The sequence below is a fragment of the Sphingobium sp. MI1205 genome (assembly GCF_001563285.1).
Lineage (GTDB): Bacteria > Pseudomonadota > Alphaproteobacteria > Sphingomonadales > Sphingomonadaceae > Sphingobium.
Genome location: NZ_CP005188.1, coordinates 658932 through 676536 on the forward strand (window position 1 = coordinate 658932; position 17605 = coordinate 676536).

General features: G+C 62.7%; 16 protein-coding genes. 5 read left to right on the plus strand and 11 right to left on the minus strand.

Annotated elements, in window-relative coordinates; all coding sequences use genetic code 11:
• The first annotated feature begins 2 nt into the window (after positions 1-2).
• Entirely contained in the window at positions 3-1223 is a 1221-nt protein-coding gene (locus tag K663_RS03235) for a dipeptidase (RefSeq protein ID WP_062120230.1), read from the plus strand.
• A gap of 38 nt (positions 1224-1261) precedes the next feature.
• Here the strand turns inward: K663_RS03235 and arsB are convergent, their stop codons facing one another.
• The 3 genes from arsB to K663_RS03250 are packed head-to-tail and all read right to left on the minus strand — an operon-like array spanning position 1262 to position 3136.
• On the minus strand, positions 1262-2326 hold the full coding sequence (gene arsB, locus K663_RS03240; protein ID WP_062113996.1) for an ACR3 family arsenite efflux transporter: 1065 nt from the start codon (positions 2324-2326) through the stop codon (positions 1262-1264).
• A 10-nt stretch (positions 2327-2336) separates the two neighbouring features.
• The gene (arsC, locus tag K663_RS03245) at positions 2337-2786 is read right to left on the minus strand and encodes an arsenate reductase (glutaredoxin) (protein ID WP_062113998.1); all 450 of its coding nucleotides are present in this window, start codon (positions 2784-2786) and stop codon (positions 2337-2339) included.
• Complete coding sequence (locus K663_RS03250) at positions 2783-3136, minus strand: ArsR/SmtB family transcription factor (protein ID WP_062114000.1); 354 nt, start codon at positions 3134-3136, stop codon at positions 2783-2785. The genes arsC and K663_RS03250 overlap by 4 nt, the downstream gene beginning before the upstream one ends.
• A 227-nt stretch (positions 3137-3363) precedes the next feature.
• Between K663_RS03250 and K663_RS03255 the strand changes: the two genes are divergently transcribed.
• Together K663_RS03255 and K663_RS25215 are read left to right on the plus strand one after the other, a co-directional pair.
• The gene (locus K663_RS03255) at positions 3364-3900 is read left to right on the plus strand and encodes a hypothetical protein (protein ID WP_235589501.1); all 537 of its coding nucleotides are present in this window, start codon (positions 3364-3366) and stop codon (positions 3898-3900) included.
• Between the two features lie 468 nt (positions 3901-4368).
• The gene (locus tag K663_RS25215) at positions 4369-4533 is read left to right on the plus strand and encodes a hypothetical protein (RefSeq protein WP_443018989.1); all 165 of its coding nucleotides are present in this window, start codon (positions 4369-4371) and stop codon (positions 4531-4533) included.
• Between the two features lie 54 nt (positions 4534-4587).
• Here the strand turns inward: K663_RS25215 and K663_RS03260 are convergent, their stop codons facing one another.
• The 5 genes from K663_RS03260 to K663_RS03280 are packed head-to-tail and all read right to left on the minus strand — an operon-like array spanning position 4588 to position 11029.
• Positions 4588-7728: an efflux RND transporter permease subunit gene (locus K663_RS03260; protein WP_062114004.1), complete on the minus strand. Its 3141-nt coding sequence runs from the start codon at positions 7726-7728 to the stop codon at positions 4588-4590.
• A gap of 11 nt (positions 7729-7739) precedes the next feature.
• The gene (locus K663_RS03265; RefSeq protein WP_062114006.1) at positions 7740-8987 is read right to left on the minus strand and encodes an efflux RND transporter periplasmic adaptor subunit; all 1248 of its coding nucleotides are present in this window, start codon (positions 8985-8987) and stop codon (positions 7740-7742) included.
• Positions 8984-10219: a TolC family protein gene (locus K663_RS03270; RefSeq protein WP_062114009.1), complete on the minus strand. Its 1236-nt coding sequence runs from the start codon at positions 10217-10219 to the stop codon at positions 8984-8986. Before K663_RS03270 ends, K663_RS03265 begins: the two co-directional genes overlap by 4 nt.
• A gap of 57 nt (positions 10220-10276) precedes the next feature.
• Positions 10277-10642, minus strand: coding sequence for a hypothetical protein (locus K663_RS03275; protein ID WP_145902220.1), 366 nt, complete (start codon positions 10640-10642; stop codon positions 10277-10279).
• Between the two features lie 21 nt (positions 10643-10663).
• Complete coding sequence (locus K663_RS03280; RefSeq protein WP_145902221.1) at positions 10664-11029, minus strand: hypothetical protein; 366 nt, start codon at positions 11027-11029, stop codon at positions 10664-10666.
• Between the two features lie 313 nt (positions 11030-11342).
• Here K663_RS03280 and K663_RS03285 point away from each other — a divergent pair, with 313 nt between their 5' ends.
• Together K663_RS03285 and chrA are read left to right on the plus strand one after the other, a co-directional pair.
• Complete coding sequence (locus K663_RS03285; protein WP_062114014.1) at positions 11343-12299, plus strand: chromate resistance protein ChrB domain-containing protein; 957 nt, start codon at positions 11343-11345, stop codon at positions 12297-12299.
• Positions 12296-13699, plus strand: a complete 1404-nt coding sequence (chrA, locus tag K663_RS03290) for a chromate efflux transporter (protein WP_062114015.1) — start codon at positions 12296-12298, stop codon at positions 13697-13699. The genes K663_RS03285 and chrA overlap by 4 nt, the downstream gene beginning before the upstream one ends.
• A 94-nt stretch (positions 13700-13793) precedes the next feature.
• Here chrA and paoC read toward each other — a convergent pair whose 3' ends face one another.
• Genes paoC through paoA form a run of 3 tightly spaced genes read right to left on the minus strand, consistent with a single transcriptional unit; the run spans position 13794 to position 17588 of the window.
• Positions 13794-15998 carry an aldehyde oxidoreductase molybdenum-binding subunit PaoC gene (paoC, locus tag K663_RS03295; RefSeq protein ID WP_062114016.1) on the minus strand — a complete coding sequence of 735 codons (2205 nt, stop codon included), beginning with the start codon at positions 15996-15998 and terminating at the stop codon, positions 13794-13796.
• Positions 15999-16002: 4 nt separating this feature from the next.
• Positions 16003-16953 carry an FAD binding domain-containing protein gene (locus K663_RS03300; protein WP_062114017.1) on the minus strand — a complete coding sequence of 317 codons (951 nt, stop codon included), beginning with the start codon at positions 16951-16953 and terminating at the stop codon, positions 16003-16005.
• Entirely contained in the window at positions 16950-17588 is a 639-nt protein-coding gene (paoA, locus tag K663_RS03305) for an aldehyde dehydrogenase iron-sulfur subunit PaoA (protein WP_062120233.1), read from the minus strand. The genes K663_RS03300 and paoA overlap by 4 nt, the downstream gene beginning before the upstream one ends.
• Between the last annotated feature and the right edge of the window lie 17 nt (positions 17589-17605).

The following is a 17605-nucleotide window of genomic DNA, read 5'->3' on the forward strand; positions in this document are numbered from 1 at the left end:
CCATGCGACACTATCTTCTGGGCGCGGTGCTGGTTGCGCTGCTGCCGATCGCTTCGACACAGGCCCAGGCGGTATCGAAGGCGACCGCCAGGTTGCACGAACGGCTCATCACGCTTGATAGCCACCTCGATACGCCCGCTTCGCTCGATCAGCCCGGCTGGTCGATCGACGAAGAGCATGATGTCCATAGCGACTTCACCCAGGTCGATCTGCCCCGCATGAAGAAAGGGGGGCTGGATGGCGGCTTCTGGGCCATTTACACCAGCCAGGGGCCGCTGACGGAGCAAGGCTTTCGCCACGCGCGCGACTTCGCCGTGATGCGCGGTGTGTCCATTCGCGAGATGGTGGCGGCTGATCCCAGGAATTTCGCGCTTGCGCTACAGGCAGAGGATGCCGCGGCCATCACCAGAGCGGGCAAGCGGGTCGTCTACATGTCGATGGAAAACGCCTACCCGCTGGGCGAGGATGTGACACTGCTCGACCTGTTCTATGACATGGGCGTGCGCGTGGCGGGATTTGCCCACTTCGCGCACAATCAGTTTGCAGACAGTTCGACCGACCCGTCCAAAAAGCCGCGCTACGGCGGCCTTAGTCCGGTGGGCAAGGAATTGCTCAAGGAAATGAACCGCCTCGGCATCGTTCCCGACGCCTCCCACAGCAGTGACCAGGTGCTTGACGATTTGCTCGCCCTGTCGACGACGCCTGTGCTGCTGACCCACTCAGGATGCAAGGCGATCTATGACCATCCACGCAATATCGACGATGCCCATCTGAAGGCGCTGGCCGCCAAGGGCGGGGTCATCCAGATGAACGCCTATGGCGCCTATCTACGCGCCATCAAGCCGAACCCGGAACGGCAAAAGGCGCTTGCGGCTTTATTCGGACAGATGCGCGAAGGCGCGAACACCTCGCCCGAAGCGCGCGCGCAGTTTCTGGCACAGCGGCAGGAGATCGACCGGCTTTATCCCGAAACCGACAAGCCGACCTTCGACGACTTCATGGCGCACATGCTCCATGCGCTGAAAGTGGTGGGGCCGGACCATGTCGGGATAGGTCTGGACTGGGACGGTGGCGGCGGCGTCGCGGGCATGGAGGATGTCACGGCATTGCCCAGGATCACGGAAGCCTTGCTCAAGGCCGGTTATTCGGAAAGCGACATCGCCAAAATCTGGTCCGGCAATGTGCTGCGGGTGCTGGCGGCTGCCGAAGCCGCGAAGCAATGACAATTCGATCCGAATGATCGGTTCAGGGCTGCGCTCGCTTACGTGGCGGCAGGCACGGTGTCGGGAAACCACCGTCGCCCGAACCAGAAGGCGACATTGACCAGCAGGATCAGCACCGGCACCTCGACAAGCGGTCCGATCACGGCCGCAAATGCGACCGGGGACGCCAGCCCGAAGGCGGCGATGGCGACTGCGATGGCCAGCTCGAAATTATTGCCCGCCGCCGTGAAGGCGACGGCCGTGGTGCGCGGATAGTCGCTGGCGATCAGCTTGCCCATGAAGAAGCTGATCGTGAACTGGACAACGAAATAGATCGTCAGCGGTATGGCGATGCGAAGGGCGTCACCGGGCAGGGTAACGATCTCGTTGCCTTTCAGGCTGAACATGGCGACGATGGTGAAGAGCAGCGCGACCAGCGTGATCGGGCCGATCCTGGGCAGGAAGCGGGTTTCATACCACTCGTTGCCCTTGGCCTTTGCCAGCCACTTGCGGGTCAGGAATCCCGCGAGGAAGGGGATGCCAAGATAGATCAGCACTGCCTCGGCGATCGTCCAGAAGCTGACATCAATGACGCTTCCTTCAAGCCCGAACAGGGGCGGCAGGAAGGCGAGAAAAAACCAGGCATAGACGCTGAAGAACAGGATCTGGAAGATTGAGTTGAACGCCACCAGCGCCGCGACATATTGATTGTCGCCCTTGGCGAGCTGGTTCCAGACGATCACCATGGCGATGCAGCGGGCAAGGCCGATAAGGATGAGACCGGTCATATATTCCGGCTGATCGCGCAGGAATATGACCGCCAGCACGAACATCAGGACAGGGCCGATGATCCAGTTCTGGATCAGCGAGATCGCCAGAACGCGCCGATCATCGAACACCCGCGGCAGTTCCTCATAGCGCACGCGCGCCAGCGGGGGATACATCATCAGGATGAGGCCAATGGCGATCGGGATGTTCGTGGTGCCCCAGGACAGGCTGTTGATGGCCTGCGGCAATCCCTCGACGCTTGTTCCAAGGCCGACGCCCAGTGCCATGGCGAGGAAAATCCACAAGGTAAGGTATCGGTCCAGAAAGGACAGGCGCGGAGGTCTGCTTGCGGTCATTGCTGTTCCATCAGCTGTGAGGTGGCATTTCGGCTGGCACGCGGTTGCCCGTGGCGTCGATTACCTGTTCGCCGTCCTCCTTGCTGAATGCGCCGCGCTGCGCCGCCGGGATCAGGTCAAGGACGGCCTCGGAAGGGCGACACAGCTTCACCCCCAGCGGAGACACGACCAGCGGCCGGTTTATGAGGATGGGATGCGCCATCATCGCGTCGATCAGCGCTGCGTCGGAAAGGCTTTCATTACCCAGCCCAAGTTCGGCATAGGGCGTGCCCTTTTCGCGCAGGAGCGCGCGCGGCGTCATCCCCGCACGAACGATCAGGCTTTCCAGCATGGCGCGGGAGGGCGGGGTTTTGAGATATTCGATGACGTGCGGCTCGATACCGGCATTGCGGATCATGGCCAGCGCGTTGCGTGACGTTCCGCACTCGGGATTATGGTAGATGACGATATCGGTGATCATGGACAGACTCCTTCGCCAACAGCATTGCAGGCGATCGTGGACAGCAGGTCGGTGCAGGCGCGTGGGTCGCCCTGACAGCAATCCGCCATCAGGAATGTGAGCAGCGCCTGCATTCCCGCGTAGTCGGCGGCATAATGGATCTGGCGGCTCGTCCGCCAGGAAGTGGTGAGCCCGGCCAGTTCCAGCTTCGCCAGATGATGCGACATGGTGGAGGGCGGAACATCCATCGCCTCCGCCAATGCGCCCGCGATCATACCGTCGGGACCAGCCTTTATCAGCAGGCGGAACACCGAAAGGCGCGTGTCCTGCGCAAGCGCGGCCAAAGCCGCCACAGCCTTGTCCTGATCCATGACCCGTCCACCTTGATTCGATGATCGTCGAAATATGCCGACCATCAGCGGTGCGTCAATAATATTTCGAACAATGTCGAAATATCCAGTCTTCAGGCGAAACGATCCCCCGTCTTTGCCGTTGTACCAGCATGAACAGGACCTCACTTCTCATCGCACCCCTATGCGGCTTTCTTCTCATCGCAACTGGCTGTTCGGCGGATCCCCAACCGACTGGTCATTCGACGATGGCAAAGGGCGCAGACAATGGCAGTGGGCCAGCGGCCAGCGACGCCGCCTCCATCTCACCCGTGGATGTCACCGCTGACACGTCACCGGCGTCGCCCGCCGACCCGAAGGTCCTCGCACTTGAAGGTCTGGGCGACCTCATGATCGGCGAACCCGTCCCCAAAGGCAGCGGCTGGGCCGAGCGCGGTGCTCAAATCGGCGATGCCTGCCGCACGGTGACTTCGCCGGATTATCCCGGCGCTTATGCGATCGTGACCGATGGCAAGGTGCAGCGCATCACATTGGGCCAACGATCCCCCGCTAAACTTGCCGAGGGCATCGGCGTCGGCGCGAGCGAAGCAGACGTCAGGAAATGGTTTGCTGGCTTCCGCGAAGAGCCTCACAAATATGAGGAAGCGCCCGCGAAATATCTGACGGCGCCAAACGCGTCGAGCGGTTCGTCTGCGCTGCGTTTCGAGATCGGTCATGACGGCAAGGTCAAGATGATCCATGTCGGCCTGATGCCGGTACTCGCTTATGTTGAGGGCTGCGCCTGATCCGGCCCGGACCACCTGACGCTTGAATGGTCAGTCGCCAACAATCACGCAGTTGCGCAGTTCGTAGCCGGTCACCAGCCGGTTCTAGGAAAGATCGGGCGACTGTTCGAGCTTCAGCCCCGGCACCCTCATCAGCCGGTCCAGGAACAGGCAGCTTTTTTGCAGTGCGGCCTGTGCGCCGGGGCAGCGATGCTCGCCGTCCCCAAATGCGAGGCCCGCATTGCCATATTTTGCGCTGACCTTGCGCCCCTGAAAGCGGCTGACGAGATTGTCCGACAGGCGGATCGTCAGGCCACGATAAAGGCCGCAATCCTTGCGTCGCCTTCCCCTTTGGCCACGGCGTGGCGCTGAAGTGGTGCAGGCCTATCTTGATTTTCCGCCCAGCACAGACGCTGCCGGAGCACCCCAACCGCCCAAGCGCCTGGTCGCATTTCAGCGCGTGAACTCAAACCCGGCGAACCCAGACCAGTGGAAATCATTATCGATCCCAAAGCCAGCAACCACCCGCTCAGCGTGCGATGTGAGGCCGAACATCGTTGGATAGTGCCTGAGGGACAATTTGCCTTGTGGCTGGGCAGGTCATCATCATCGGCCGACCTAATGCTGGCTGGACGATTTCACCACCAAAAGTGAAACATCAACAGCGTGCTGATATTCCCGCGCAGGCGAACCTGCGCGGGCACCTGTTCAGGCGAGTGTTTCCCCATGAGCCGCAGGTTGACGGCCCCGGCGACCATGAACCGCCCGATACAGCGCCGGAAGGACCACCAGCGTCAGGAGCGTGGAGGAGATGATCCCGCCAATCACTACCGTCGCGAGCGGACGCTGAACCTCCGATCCAGGTCCCACGTTCAATGCCATCGGCACGAACCCCAGGCTTGCTACAAGCGCAGTCATCAGCACCGGTCGCAAGCGTGTCAGGGCGCCTTCCCGGATCGCCGGATCAAGTTCCAAACCTTCGTCGCGCAACTGGCGTATGAAGCTGAGCATCACCACGCCATTGAGCACGGCCACGCCTGAGAGCGCGATAAAACCAACGCCGGCCGAAATCGAGAAGGGGATGCCGCGAAGGAGCAGCGCGGCAATGCCGCCGGTCAGTGCCAACGGCACCCCGGAAAAGACGATCAGCGCGTCCTTGGCCGATCCGAACAGCGCCATCAGCAGTCCAAAAATGAGCAACAGCGCCAGCGGTACAACGATCTGCAACCGCAGCGAGGCGGACTGGAGTTGCTCGAACGTGCCGCCATAGTCGATCCAATAGCCTTCCGGGATCTGCACCTCGCTGCCGATCTTCTGCTGGACCTCCGCGATGAAGGAGCCAAGATCACGCCCGCGGACGTTCGTGGTGACGACCGCACGCCTTTTCCCATCCTCGCGGCTGATCTGGTTAGGATCGGTGGTCTGTTCGATCGATGCGACCTCGGACAGCGGAACCGCGCCGCCTCCAGGTAGCGGTATGGGAAGTCGCTCCAGCAGCACGGGATCCTGCCGCAGCTTTTCGGGCAGGCGAACGACGATGTCGAAACGCCGGTCACCTTCAAAGACCTGGCCGGCCTCAGCGCCGCCCATTGCGGTGGAGACGACCGTCTGCACATCATCGATGTTGAGGCCAAGGCGGGTCAGCACTTCGCGGTTCGGTGTGATCTGGATGAACGGCAGACCGGTCACCTGCTCAGTCTGGCTATCCTGTGATCCGGGGATCCTGGACACGACGCCCTCAATCTCGCCGGCCAGCGCAGCCAGGCTATCGAGGTCGTCGCCATAGATTTTGACGGCGACGTCCGACCGGACGCCCGCAATCAGTTCGTTGAAGCGCATCTGGATGGGCTGGATGAACTCATAGCGCGAACCGGGAACCTCGTTCACCGCCTTGTTCATTTCCGCGACCAGCTGAGCCTTGGGCTTGCGGGGATCGGGCCATTCCGAACGGGGCTTCATGATGACGAATGTGTCCGCTACGCTTGGCGGCACAGGATCCGTCGCAACATCGGCCGTGCCGATCTTGGCAAAGACCTGATCGACCTCGGGGAAGCGCTTGATGCGCCTTTCCAGCGCCGATTGCATGTCCACCGCCTGAGTGAGGCTGGTCCCCGGAATGCGCAATGCGTGCAGAGCAATGTCACCCTCGTCGAGATTGGGAATGAACTCCGACCCAAGACGCGTGGCGGCAAGGCCACTGAGCGCAACCAGTGCGGCGGCGCCTGCCAGAACCACCTTTCGATTGTTCAGGGCATAGTCGAGCAACGGCGTATATCCGCGCCTCGCGCCCCGCATCACCCTGTTTTCCTTCTCCTCGATGCGTCCCTTGACGAACAGCGCCACCGCAGCTGGCACGAAGGTCAGCGAGAGTAGCAAGGCGGCTGTCAAGGCGATGACCACGGTGTAGGCCATCGGGTGGAAGGTCTTGCCCTCCACGCCGGTGAGCGCGAAGATGGGCAGGTAGACGATAGTGATGATGGCGATGCCGAACAGGCTTGGCCGGATCACCTCCGACGAAGCGGAGGCGGCGATGTCGAACCGTTCTTCGCGCGTCAGAATACGGTCCAGCCTGTGCTGCGCCTCGCCGAAGCGCCGCAGACAATTCTCTACGATAATGACCGCGCCGTCGACGATCAGGCCAAAGTCGAGCGCGCCCAGGCTCATGAGATTACCCGACGTGTCGCTGGCGACCATGCCGGTGATGGTGAGGAGGAAGGAAAGCGGAATCACGGCAGCGGTGATGAGCGCCGCCCGGATGTTGCCGAGCAGCAGGAACAGCACGACGATGACGAGCAGAGCGCCTTCCGCAAGGTTCTTCTCGACCGTGCCGACGGTGGCCTCCACCAGCCGGGACCGGTCATAAACAGTGTTCGCGACCACCCCGGCGGGGAGCGACTTGTTCACTGCTTCGAGACGTTCGGCCACCGTAAGGCTGACCTCACGCGCATTCTCTCCGACCAGCATGAAGATGGTGCCGAGCACCACTTCCCTGCCGTCCTTGGTCGCAGCGCCGTTCCTGATTTCAGAGCCGATCGACACATCCGCGACGTCGGCAATACGGATGGGCGTGTTTTCACGACGCGCGACGATGATGCCGGCAAGATCCTGCTCGTTTGCCGCCTGTCCGGGCACGCGGATGACATATTGCGCGCCATGACGTTCGACATAGCCCGCGCCCACATTGGCGTTATTGACTTCCAGCGCCTTGATGACGTCGTTGACCGTAAGCCCAAAGCTGGCGAGGCGTTCAGGGTAGGGCGCAACCTCATATTCCTTGCGGAAGCCGCCGACCGAATTCACTTCCGTCACCCCCGGCACGGTCCTCAGCTGCGGCCGGACTACCCAGTCATGCAGCGTGCGCAGATCCTGCGGCGTATAAGCGGAGCCATCCTGCTTGCGGGCGCCGGGCTTGGGCTCGATCGTATACATGAAGATCTCGCCAAGGCCGGTCGCGATTGGCCCCAGTTCCGGTTCCAGGCCACCGGGAATGCTGCTGCGGACGCCCTGCACCCGCTCGTTCACCAACTGGCGGGCGAAGTAGATGTCGGTGCCGTCCTTGAACACGACGGTGACCTGGCTCAGGCCATAGCGCGAGACGGAGCGGGTATATTCAAGCCCAGGCAGGCCCGCGAGAGCCGTCTCAACGGGATAGGTGATGCGCTGTTCGGCCTCCAGCGGCGAGAAACCGGGCGCGCTGGTGTTGATCTGAACCTGGACATTGGTGATGTCCGGCACGGCGTCGATTTTCAGCCGGCCGAAATTGTAGATGCCAAGGGCGCTCAGCAGCAGGACGACCGCAAGCACGGCCCAACGCTGTCGGATGGACAGCCGGATGATGCGTTCAAGCATGGCTGCCTCCCTTAGTGGTCGTGGCTCGCGCCGGATTTCTGGATATCGGCCTTGATGACGTAGCTGCCCTTGGCAACATAGGTCTGGCCTGGCTTGATGCCGCTGATGACCTCGGTCCATTCCGGCCCTTTGGTCCCCAATTCCAGCATCCGCACTTCATAGCTGGTGCCGACCTTGGCAAAGACGACGGTGAAGTCGCGAAAGGCCTGGAGCCCCGCCGTCTTGACGGCGAGCGGCACTTGCCGCTGCTCGACCGTTACAAGGCCCCGGATGGCCATGCCGGGACGCCAGAATCCGTCCCCATTGGGTAGAGCGGCGCGCGCGGTTAGTGACTGCGTCGATGCCTGCGCCAACGGCAGGAAGTCGCGGATGACGGAGGGCTGTACACGCTGCCCTTCCAGGGCCCGAAGCTGGACCGGCTGGCCCGGCCACACGCGCTCCATCTCACGCGGAAAGACCGGGAAGGTCGCCACTACCCGCGACGGATCGGCGATGATGAACATCGGCTGATAACCGGCGACAGCGCCGACGTTGGATCGACGCTCTACGATCACGCCGGACATGGGGGCAGGCACCGCATAGGTCTGGAGGCTCTCGCTGCTTTCAACGCGCGCGAGCGTCTGGCCCGCGCGCACCCGGTCGCCGATATTGGCGGAGACGGACATCACCCGGCCCGGAAATTTCGCGCCCACCTCCGCGCTTGCGGCGGGATCGAGTTCAACACGGCCGATGAGTTCGACCGTTTCGCCAATCGCTGCCGGTCCAGCTTTCTCGAACTCCAGCCCGGCAGCCCGGGCAGCCGCCTCGCTGATCGTCGTGCGGCCCTCATAGGAGGCATATTGCCATTTGTGGGTCTTGCCGGCTTCCGCAGCCGTCACGGCGACATCGAAACTATGTGGCTCGACGACACGGCCCTGTCCGCGCAGATAATCCTCTTCCGGCTTGAAGGCGAAGTTGTTCACCTCGCCGTCAAGGCGTTTGAGCACGACCGAAAGTTTCACCTCGGCAGGAGCCACGGGCTTGTCGTCGCGATAGGCAAAGATGCGAAATTCCGGCGGCACGCCTTCTTCAAAAATTGTCATCTCGACTGCGAAGTCGCCGTCGCGCAGCATTCGCCCGTTATGAGGCCCTCGCTCGACATCGGAGCCGGGTGCGGCATGCTCTTCGCCGCCCTCTTCCGATTTGGGAGCATCGCCACAGGCTGCAAGCGGAAATGTGACAGCCAACGCCACGATGAGCGGCAGGTTCAGGGATTTCATGGACGTGCCTCCTGGGCAAGATTGGCGTAGCGGCCGGTGAGGCGGTCATAATCCACCCCGGCCTCATAATAGCGGCGCGCAGCGGCGACCAGGCGCGCACGCGCAGTCGCGAGCGCCGACTGGGCCGCTGACACATCATTGAAGGTGAAGCCTCCACGGTTGTAACCGGCGCGCACCTCGGCAAGCGTCTGGCGCGCACCCGGAATCACCTTGTCACGAATAGCCTCCGCTTCATGCCGGGACTCCTCGACATTTTCTGCCGCAAGGGCGAGCGCGCGCGTCTGCTGGAAACGAGCAACGGACAGCGCCGCATCGGCCTGGCGACGTTGCGCCTCGGCTTCCGCTACATTGGCCTGGTTGAGACGCCGGTTGCCGAGAGGTAGTGACACACCTGCAACGAGCGCAACGTCACCCGTTCCAGCCAGATAGCGCGGTCCGGCGGAGACGGTCGGATCCTGGACGGCCTGGGTTCGCTGCAGGGCCGTCGCCTTCTCGGCGCGCGTCACGCGAGCCTCGTGCACGGCAAGATCGGGAGCCGAGAGCGCGTCACCCTTTTCACTTCGGCTGAAGTCAAGGAACTCCGCCGCACTGATTTCCAGCCCTTCGCCCGATCCTCCCCACAGGGTTGCGAGCCGCTCCTTCGCCTTGTCGCGCGCATGGATCGCCAGTTCCAGATCGACGCGCGCCTCGGCAAGTTGGGTGCGCGCGCGTGTGCCGGCGAACAGCGGATCGCGCGCGGAGCTGACCCGCCGGGCGACTTCGCGGTTCATCTGCTCCGCAATGGCAACCTTCTCCCGCGCGATGCCGATCTCGGCCTCGGCAGCTTGCACATCGACATAATGGCGCTGCACCAGAGCAATAAGGTCCAGCCTGGTCACGACGGCTTCGGTGCGCGCCAGCGCCAGATCGCTCTCGACGACCGCGATCCGCGCAGCCCTTTTGCCCCCACGCTCCAGCCGCTGACTGTAAACGGCTTCGACCTGGACCTGGTCGTTGAGATCCCGGCCGCCGACCCCGAGATTTTCAGCCAGGACGTCAATACTGGCCGACGGCTTGGTGTCGGCTGCCCGCCGAGCTGCGGACAGTGCATCTGCACGGGCTGATGCGACGGCATTTTGAGGTGCTGATGCGAGGACGCGACCGACCGCGTCCTCCATCGTCAAAGGCTCTGCGAGAACCATGGATGGCATGCATGCTGCCGCGAGAAGCGCGGCCCGCAAGGACTTGAACATGAACTGTCTCCTGATCCGCAATCGGCGCCGCCAAACGGCCGCGCAGTTCGTGGCGAATCAGGCGGCAGGCGGCTCGAGCAGCGGCTGCTGTTCTGCCGACGGCGGCGCATGGATGTTCTGCAGGCGCTGAGCATCATTGCGCGCAAGGCGGTTCATGGCGCCGATTTCGATCGGCGGCACCCGATCGCACACGACATGGACGTGAAAGCCAGCGCCCATATGCGGGTCGCCGCCATCGCCTTTGGGATCCGCTGCGGATGATGTGAACGAGCCGTGGCCTTCGTCCGTGTCATGATCGTGATGATCGTTGATGTTAACGACAGCTGGACCGTGCGACACCGGTGCATGCAACGCGGCGCCACTCACCGACCCATGCGAAAGCATGAGCACGGTGATGAAAAGGAGCGATAAGAAGCGTTGCATCAACATCCGACTATCACTGCTTCAAGAGGACGGCAACGCTCGGCGCAGATCGGCTGACATTTGACGGCAGAGATCCCTGTGACGTGCAAAATGCTGATGATCATAGCTCTTATGAACTGCGATCTCTGAGGCATTGAGGCAGGAAAGCAGAAAGGACTGGCTGTCGTTCGTTGCAGGAAAACGCTTCCTGATCTTGTCCCAGGCTCCAGCCTGTTCTTCATCCGCATAGGCGGAACAGTGCCGCCGCAGAGCATCGCGATGCAGTCCGTAATAGAAGGCAAGGCTGTGAAAGCTTCCGTTGCGCTCGCGCTTATGCCCCTCCGCCGCTGATTGCCAGCATTGGGAAAGCAGCGCCTGTTTGCTCGAGGGAGCGAGCGCCAGCGGCACAGGCTTGTCCTGCGGGTGCGCGCATCCTGCAATCTGCGCCGATACTATCAGTCCTACCGAAACCCAGCGCGAGCGCATGTTGCACCTCCGACCGTGACGTTCATCACATCTGCCAAAGAATGATAGCGCTGATGTTACAGGATATCATGCTGAACTTGCAAAAACCGCGCTGGTGGCTCCCTTCAGAAACTCGCCGTCAGATGGAAGGAGGCATAGGGGGCCACTTCCTTGGCCGAAGGCAGACTGAAGGTGAGGGGGATCGTTGTTGGTATAGCTATTTCCGAGAATCAAATTTTCATGATACATATGCATCATGATTCTACCCGCTACCCCCCTCTGGCTCGCGCTTTTGCACCAGCTTCCCGCGAAGCCGCCCTATCTGCGCGTGAAGATCTGGCGACGTTTGCAGGCGATCGGCGCGGTGCCATTGAAGAATGCGGTCCATCTTCTTCCCCGATCGCCGGAGGCCGAAACGGCCTTACGCGAACTGCTGGAGGAGATCATCTCGCTCGGCGGCGAGGCGACGCTTATCGAGGCGCAACTGCTCGCGGGCCAGTCAGACGCCGACGTTCGCATCCTGTTCGACAACGCCCGCGACGCCGATTATGACGAAATCGCCCAGGCCGCCCGCCGCCTGCTGGAAACCGGTCCGGCCAGCGGTCCCGACATTGCTAAGCTACAGAAGCGGTTGGGAGATGTGGGCAAGCTCGACTTTTTCGGCGCCCACGGCCGGCAGGAGGCTGAAGCCGCCCTCGCCGAGCTTGACCGTCAGCGCTACCAGCATCCCGATGTCAGCCGCACCGAACCCTCCGAAGTTTCGAAACCGCTCGACCTCACCGGGCGCACATGGGTCACCCGCAGCGGCGTGCATGTCGATCGGATTGCGTGCGCCTGGCTGATCCGGCGCTTCATCGACCCGGATGCTGATTTCAAGTTCATCGACAGCCGCCACTATGATCCGGCGCCGGGCGAGCTGCGCTTCGACATGGTCGATGCCGAGTTCACCCATGAAGAGGACCGGTGCAGCTTCGAAACCCTGCTGCTGCGCGCCGATCTGGCAAAGGATTCTGCGCTGATGGCGATCGGAGAGATCATCCACGAGCTGGATATCGGGGACAGCAAATTCGCGCGGCCTGAAACCGCGGGCGTCGGCGCCATGCTGTCCGGCGTCTGCGCATCCACCGATGACGATCTTCAGCGCGTCGCGATGGCGAGCGACGCTCTGAACCAGTTTCATGCCTTTTTCAGCAACAGAAAGACGGACCGATGACGGGTAGCGCGTCCTCCATCGCCCCCGCGGAGACGCCGACGGCCGGCGACCACGGCATCTCCTTGAACGAAGCCACAAAGGTCTGGGCGCGGATCGCCGCGCTCAGCTTTGGCGGGCCGGCGGGGCAGATCGCGGTCATGCACCGCATCCTGGTCGAAGAGAAAAGATGGATAGGCGAGGAGCGTTTCCTGCACGCGCTGAATTACTGCATGCTCCTTCCAGGGCCGGAAGCGCAGCAACTCGCCGTCTATATCGGCTGGCTCCTGCACAAGACCAGAGGCGGACTGATCGCTGGGGCATTGTTCGTGCTCCCCGGCTTTCTCGCGATACTGGGCCTGAGCTACCTCTATGTGCTGCTCGGCCAGGTGCCGCTGATCGAGGGGCTTTTCTTCGGCCTCAAGGCGGCTGTGCTGGCGGTCGTGGTGCAGGCAGTCGTGCGGGTCGGATCTCGGGCGCTCAAGAACAACGTCATGCGGGGCATAGCCGCCGCTGCGTTCGTCGCGATCTTCTTCCTCGATGCGCCTTTCCCGGTGATTATCCTGGCGGCCGGGCTCGCCGGCTATCTCGGCGGACGCAGCGGCCTGCCGCAGTTCCAGGGCGGTGGCGGCCATGGCGCGGCGGGTGGCGAGGTCATCCATGATCGCGACACCCTGTTAGGCGAAGCTTTGCCCGAGCATGCAAAGCCCAATTACGGCTGGTCGCTGCGGATCAGTTCGGTCCTGCTGCTGCTCTGGCTGGCACCGGTTCTGGCGCTGTTCCTGACGCTCGGACCCGACGATGTATTTTCCCGCATCGCCAGCTTCTTCAGCCAAATGGCGGTCGTGACCTTCGGAGGCGCCTATGCCGTGCTCGCCTATGTCGCGCAGGAGGCGGTCGGCACGTTCGGCTGGCTCCAGCCCGGCGAAATGCTCGACGGCCTCGGCATGGCGGAAACCACCCCCGGCCCGCTGATCATGGTGACGCAGTTCGTCGGCTTCCTCGCGGCATTCCGCGATGCTGGTCAACTCTCGCCCTTGGTGGCGGCAACGCTGGGCGCGATCCTCACGACCTGGGTCACCTTCGTGCCCTGCTTCCTGTGGATATTCGCCGGCGCGCCCTTCATCGAGCGGCTCCGCGGGAACAAGGCGCTGTCCTCTGCCCTGACAGCGATCACCGCGGCGGTGGTTGGCGTGATCCTCAACCTCGCCCTCTGGTTCGCCATCCACACGCTGTTTGGAGAGGTCAGAATCCTCGCGACGCCAACGGGTTCTCTCAACGTGCCAGTGCTGGATTCAATCAACATCCCGGCGACCCTGTTGTCGATCGGCGCCCTGATTGCAGTGTTCAGATTCAAGATCGGCGTCCTGCCTGTGCTGGGCGCCTGTGCGGCAATCGGCGCTGCCTATATCCTCCTCGCCTGAGCTATCGCCGGAAATCACCAGCCTAAACCGTTGAAGTTCGATCCCGAGCGGTCGAAGATCGAGCATATACAGCAGCGCCTGCCTTCAATTTCCATCATGTCAGCGGCGGCAGCTGGTTCAGGTGCTTGTCGAGCGTGATCGGGTAATCGCGCACGCGGACACCAGTGGCGTTGTAGATAGCGTTGGCGATGGCCGCGGCTACACCGCACAGCCCGAGTTCGCCTACGCCCTTTGCTTTCATCGGGTTGGCCTTGTCGTCCGCCTCCTCCAGGAAGATCACTTCCTGATGCGGGATATCGGCATGAACCGGCACTTCATAGGAAGCGAGATCATGGTTCACGAAAAAGCCAAAACGCCTGTCGACGGCCAATTCCTCCATCAGTGCGCTGCCGGCCCCCATGGTCATCGCGCCGATCACCTGGCTGCGCGCTGACTTGGGGTTGATGATCCTGCCGGCTGCGCAGACTGCCAGCATTCGGCGAATGCGCGCGGCGCCGGTGTAGGAGTCGACGCCAACCTCGACGAAGTGAGCGCCAAAGGTGGAAAGCTGCCACTTTTCCGCCAGTTCGCCAAATTCGATACGGTCCTCGGCCGTTAATCTTCCCGCTGCGGCTGCCTTGCGAAGTTCCGTTAACCGGTTGCCACTGCGCACATAGCCACCTTCGAACAGGGCGCCGGCTGCTTCAAAGCCCAGGCTTTGGATGACCGCTTCCCGCAATTTTACACAGGCCGCATATACGCCTGCCGTGGCATTGGCCGCACCCCATTGACCGCCCGAACCCGCAGCGACCGGGAAGGTTGAACTACCGAGCCTTACTTTGACGGCGTCCATCTGCACGCCCATCATCTCCGCTGCGGTCTGGGCGATGATGGTGTAGCTGCCGGTGCCGATATCGGTCATGTCTGTTTCGACCGTTACGAAACCATCGGGGTCGAGATGGACCCGCGCGCCGCTGGCCCGATTGATATGGTTGCGAAAGGCCGCAGCTACCCCCATTCCGACCAGCCAGCGCCCGTCTCGCACCTTGCCCGGGACGGCATTTCTGCGCGACCAGCCGAACCGTTCGGCGCCTTCCGTCAGGCAGCGTACGAGCTGGCGTTGCGAAAACTGCCGTTCGGGTTTGGCGGGATCGACCTGGGTGTCGTTCTTGATCCGGAAGGCGACAGGATCCATTCCCAGCTTCTCGGCCATTTCGTCCATGGCGACTTCAAGCGCCATCATGCCCGGCGCTTCCCCCGGAGCGCGCATGGCGTTGCCTTCGGGCAGGTCGAGCACTCCCAGCCGGAGCGCGGTCAGCCGGTTCGCACCCGCATAGAGCAGCTCAGTCTGACCCGTCGCTGTTTCTGGACCACCGCCTGGCTGATCGCCCGAGCCGCTTTCATGCGCGATGGCGGTGATCGTACCGTCGCGCGCCGCGCCAATGCGGATGCGCTGGCGGGTTGCGGGGCGATGCGTGCTGTTGTTCGCAATGAAGGGCCGCGGCAGCGCAATCTTCACTGGCCGCTTCGCCGCCTTTGCTCCCAGCGCGGCGAGGACAGCGTCCGTCCGCAGGAACAGTTTTCCACCGAAGCCGCCGCCGATATAGGGCGACAGCAAATGGATCTTATCCTTCGGAATGCCGAGCGTCCGGGCAAGGTCGCCGCGCCCCCAGTCGATCATCTGGTTCGATGTCCAGATCGTCAGCTCGTCGCCCTGCCAAGCCGCGACGGAAGCGAAGGGCTCCATCATCGCATGGGTGTGATCGGGCGTCGTATATTCGGCATCGATCGTTACCGGCGCGGCGGCGAAAGCAGCTTCGAAATCGCCGACCGTAGCGGCTGCCGCCGGCTGGCCGCCATTGCCAACGATAGGAGCGATCTTCAACGCCTGGTCTAGATCGAACCGCCCTTGCGTACGGTCATAGTCGACCCGCGCCATGGAGGCGGCGGCGCGGGCCTGTTCGAATGTCTCTGCGACGACGACAGCGATCGCCTGGTGATAGTGATCGACCTCCGGCCCGCCGAGCAGCTTCACCGTATTGAACTGACCTTTGCCTAGCGTGCCGGCGTTCTCTGCGGTGACCACCGAGATGACGCCGGGCGCTGCCTTTACAGCGTCCAGGTTCAGCCAGCGGAAGGTGCCCTTGGCGATTGCCGATCCGATCACATAGCCGTAGGCGGGGTTCGCCGCTTCGCGCTGTTCATAAGCGTAGGGCGCGAGGCCCGTAGTCTTGAGCGGACCATCGATCCGATCCTGCGCACGGCCGACAACGGACATCCTGTCGATGGGATTGGTCCTGGCGGGAACATTGAACTTCATGGGATCAGATCCTGGCTTGCGCGATGACGTAGGCCAGCGCGCGCGTCGCGAGCGGCAGCTTGAAGCCATTGTCCCTTGTCGGCGTTGCGCCTTCAAAGGCCCGCGCGGTAACGGCCGCCGCACCTTGCGGCAGCAGCGCCTCGGCGGCTTCGATGCGCCAGGGCCTGGGAGCGACCCCACCAAATGCCACGCGACCGGTGCCATCAGGCTGGATCACGGCCGCGACCGATACGAGCGCGAAGGCATAGGAAGCGCGGTCGCGGACTTTCTCGTAGAAATGCTTGCCGCCGAGGGGAGGGGGCAGCGTGACGGCGGTGATGAGTTCGCCGGGCTTCAGCATCGTATCCTGTGCCGGATTGTCTTCCCAGAGGCGGTGAAAACCGGCAATCGGGATGGACCGGGTCCGCCCATGCGCATCGATCGTTTCCACAATGGCGTCGAGCACGCGCAGGGCTACGGCCATGTCGCCCGGGAAAGTCGCGATACAGGACTCGCTCACCCCGATCACGCCGAGCTGGCGGGAATAGCCGCCAATTGCAGCGCATCCCGAACCCGGCTGTCGTTTGTTGCAGGCCATGTTGATGTCGTAGAAATAGGGGCAGCGGGTGCGCTGGAGCAGGTTGCCCGCGGTCGTGGCCTTGTTGCGCAACTGTCCCGAAGCGCCGGCGAGGATCGCGCGCGACAGCACGCCATAGTTACGGCGCACACGTTCGTCCGCGGCAAGATCGGTATTGGTGACGAGCGCCCCGATCCGTAGGCCGCCCTGGGGCGTCGTTTCGATCTTGGTGAAGTCCAGGTCCTGCACATCGACGAGATGCGTTGGCGTTTCCACCTCTATCTTCATGAGATCCAGCAGGTTGGTGCCCCCGGCGATGAACCGCGCGCCGGGGCGTTTCGCCACGGCCCGTGCCGCCGCGACAGGATCCTTGGCGCGTTCGTAGGTGAAGGCTCTCACGCGCTCTCTCCGGCAACGTCCGCCATCGCTTCCGCGATGTTGGAGTAAGCGCCGCAGCGGCAGATATTGCCGCTCATGCGCTCCCGCATCTCCGGCATTGTGGCGCGAGGGCTGACGGTCAGATCCTCCTGGACATGGCTGGGGATCCCGCGCGCAATCTCGTCGAGAACCGCCACTGCGGAACAGATCTGGCCGGGCGTGCAGTAGCCGCACTGATAGCCGTCATGCTTGATGAATGCCGCCTGCATCGGATGCAACTTGTCGGGCGTGCCCAGCCCCTCGATCGTGGTAATTTCGTGGCCCTCGTGCATGACGGCGAGGCTGAGGCAGGAATTAATCCGCTTGCCCCCCACAAGGACGGTGCAGGCGCCGCACTGGCCGTGATCGCAGCCCTTCTTGGTGCCAGTCAGATGAAGATGTTCGCGCAGCGCGTCGAGCAAGGTCGTGCGCGGATCAAGCGCCAGCCGCTGCGCGCGTCCATTGACGGAGAAAGAGACGGACATTGTAGGAACAGGCTGGGCAGGCGGAAGCGCGGGGACTTCAGTCAAGGCAGGCGCCGCAGCCGCCACGGCCGTGACGGTAGTTCCGGCCAGAACGCCGCGGCGCGATATCTCCAGCTTGGGCCGATTGGCCATGAGTTCAGTCCTTTCGG

What these genes read in the sequence shown, in the direction of transcription:
- K663_RS03265 (WP_062114006.1), bottom strand. Translation starts at nt 8,987, where the DNA reads ATGAAATCCCTGAACCTGCCGCTCATCGTGGCGTTGGCTGTCACATTT.
- K663_RS03260 (WP_062114004.1), bottom strand. Translation starts at nt 7,728, where the DNA reads ATGCTTGAACGCATCATCCGGCTGTCCATCCGACAGCGTTGGGCCGTG.
- paoC (WP_062114016.1), bottom strand. Translation starts at nt 15,998, where the DNA reads ATGAAGTTCAATGTTCCCGCCAGGACCAATCCCATCGACAGGATGTCC.
- arsC (WP_062113998.1), bottom strand. Translation starts at nt 2,786, where the DNA reads ATGATCACCGATATCGTCATCTACCATAATCCCGAGTGCGGAACGTCA.
- K663_RS03255 (WP_235589501.1), top strand. Translation starts at nt 3,364, where the DNA reads ATGGCAAAGGGCGCAGACAATGGCAGTGGGCCAGCGGCCAGCGACGCC.
- arsB (WP_062113996.1), bottom strand. Translation starts at nt 2,326, where the DNA reads ATGACCGCAAGCAGACCTCCGCGCCTGTCCTTTCTGGACCGATACCTT.
- K663_RS03275 (WP_145902220.1), bottom strand. Translation starts at nt 10,642, where the DNA reads ATGCAACGCTTCTTATCGCTCCTTTTCATCACCGTGCTCATGCTTTCG.
- K663_RS03235 (WP_062120230.1), top strand. Translation starts at nt 3, where the DNA reads ATGCGACACTATCTTCTGGGCGCGGTGCTGGTTGCGCTGCTGCCGATC.
- K663_RS03285 (WP_062114014.1), top strand. Translation starts at nt 11,343, where the DNA reads ATGATTCTACCCGCTACCCCCCTCTGGCTCGCGCTTTTGCACCAGCTT.
- paoA (WP_062120233.1), bottom strand. Translation starts at nt 17,588, where the DNA reads ATGGCCAATCGGCCCAAGCTGGAGATATCGCGCCGCGGCGTTCTGGCC.
- K663_RS03270 (WP_062114009.1), bottom strand. Translation starts at nt 10,219, where the DNA reads ATGTTCAAGTCCTTGCGGGCCGCGCTTCTCGCGGCAGCATGCATGCCA.
- K663_RS03250 (WP_062114000.1), bottom strand. Translation starts at nt 3,136, where the DNA reads ATGGATCAGGACAAGGCTGTGGCGGCTTTGGCCGCGCTTGCGCAGGAC.
- chrA (WP_062114015.1), top strand. Translation starts at nt 12,296, where the DNA reads ATGACGGGTAGCGCGTCCTCCATCGCCCCCGCGGAGACGCCGACGGCC.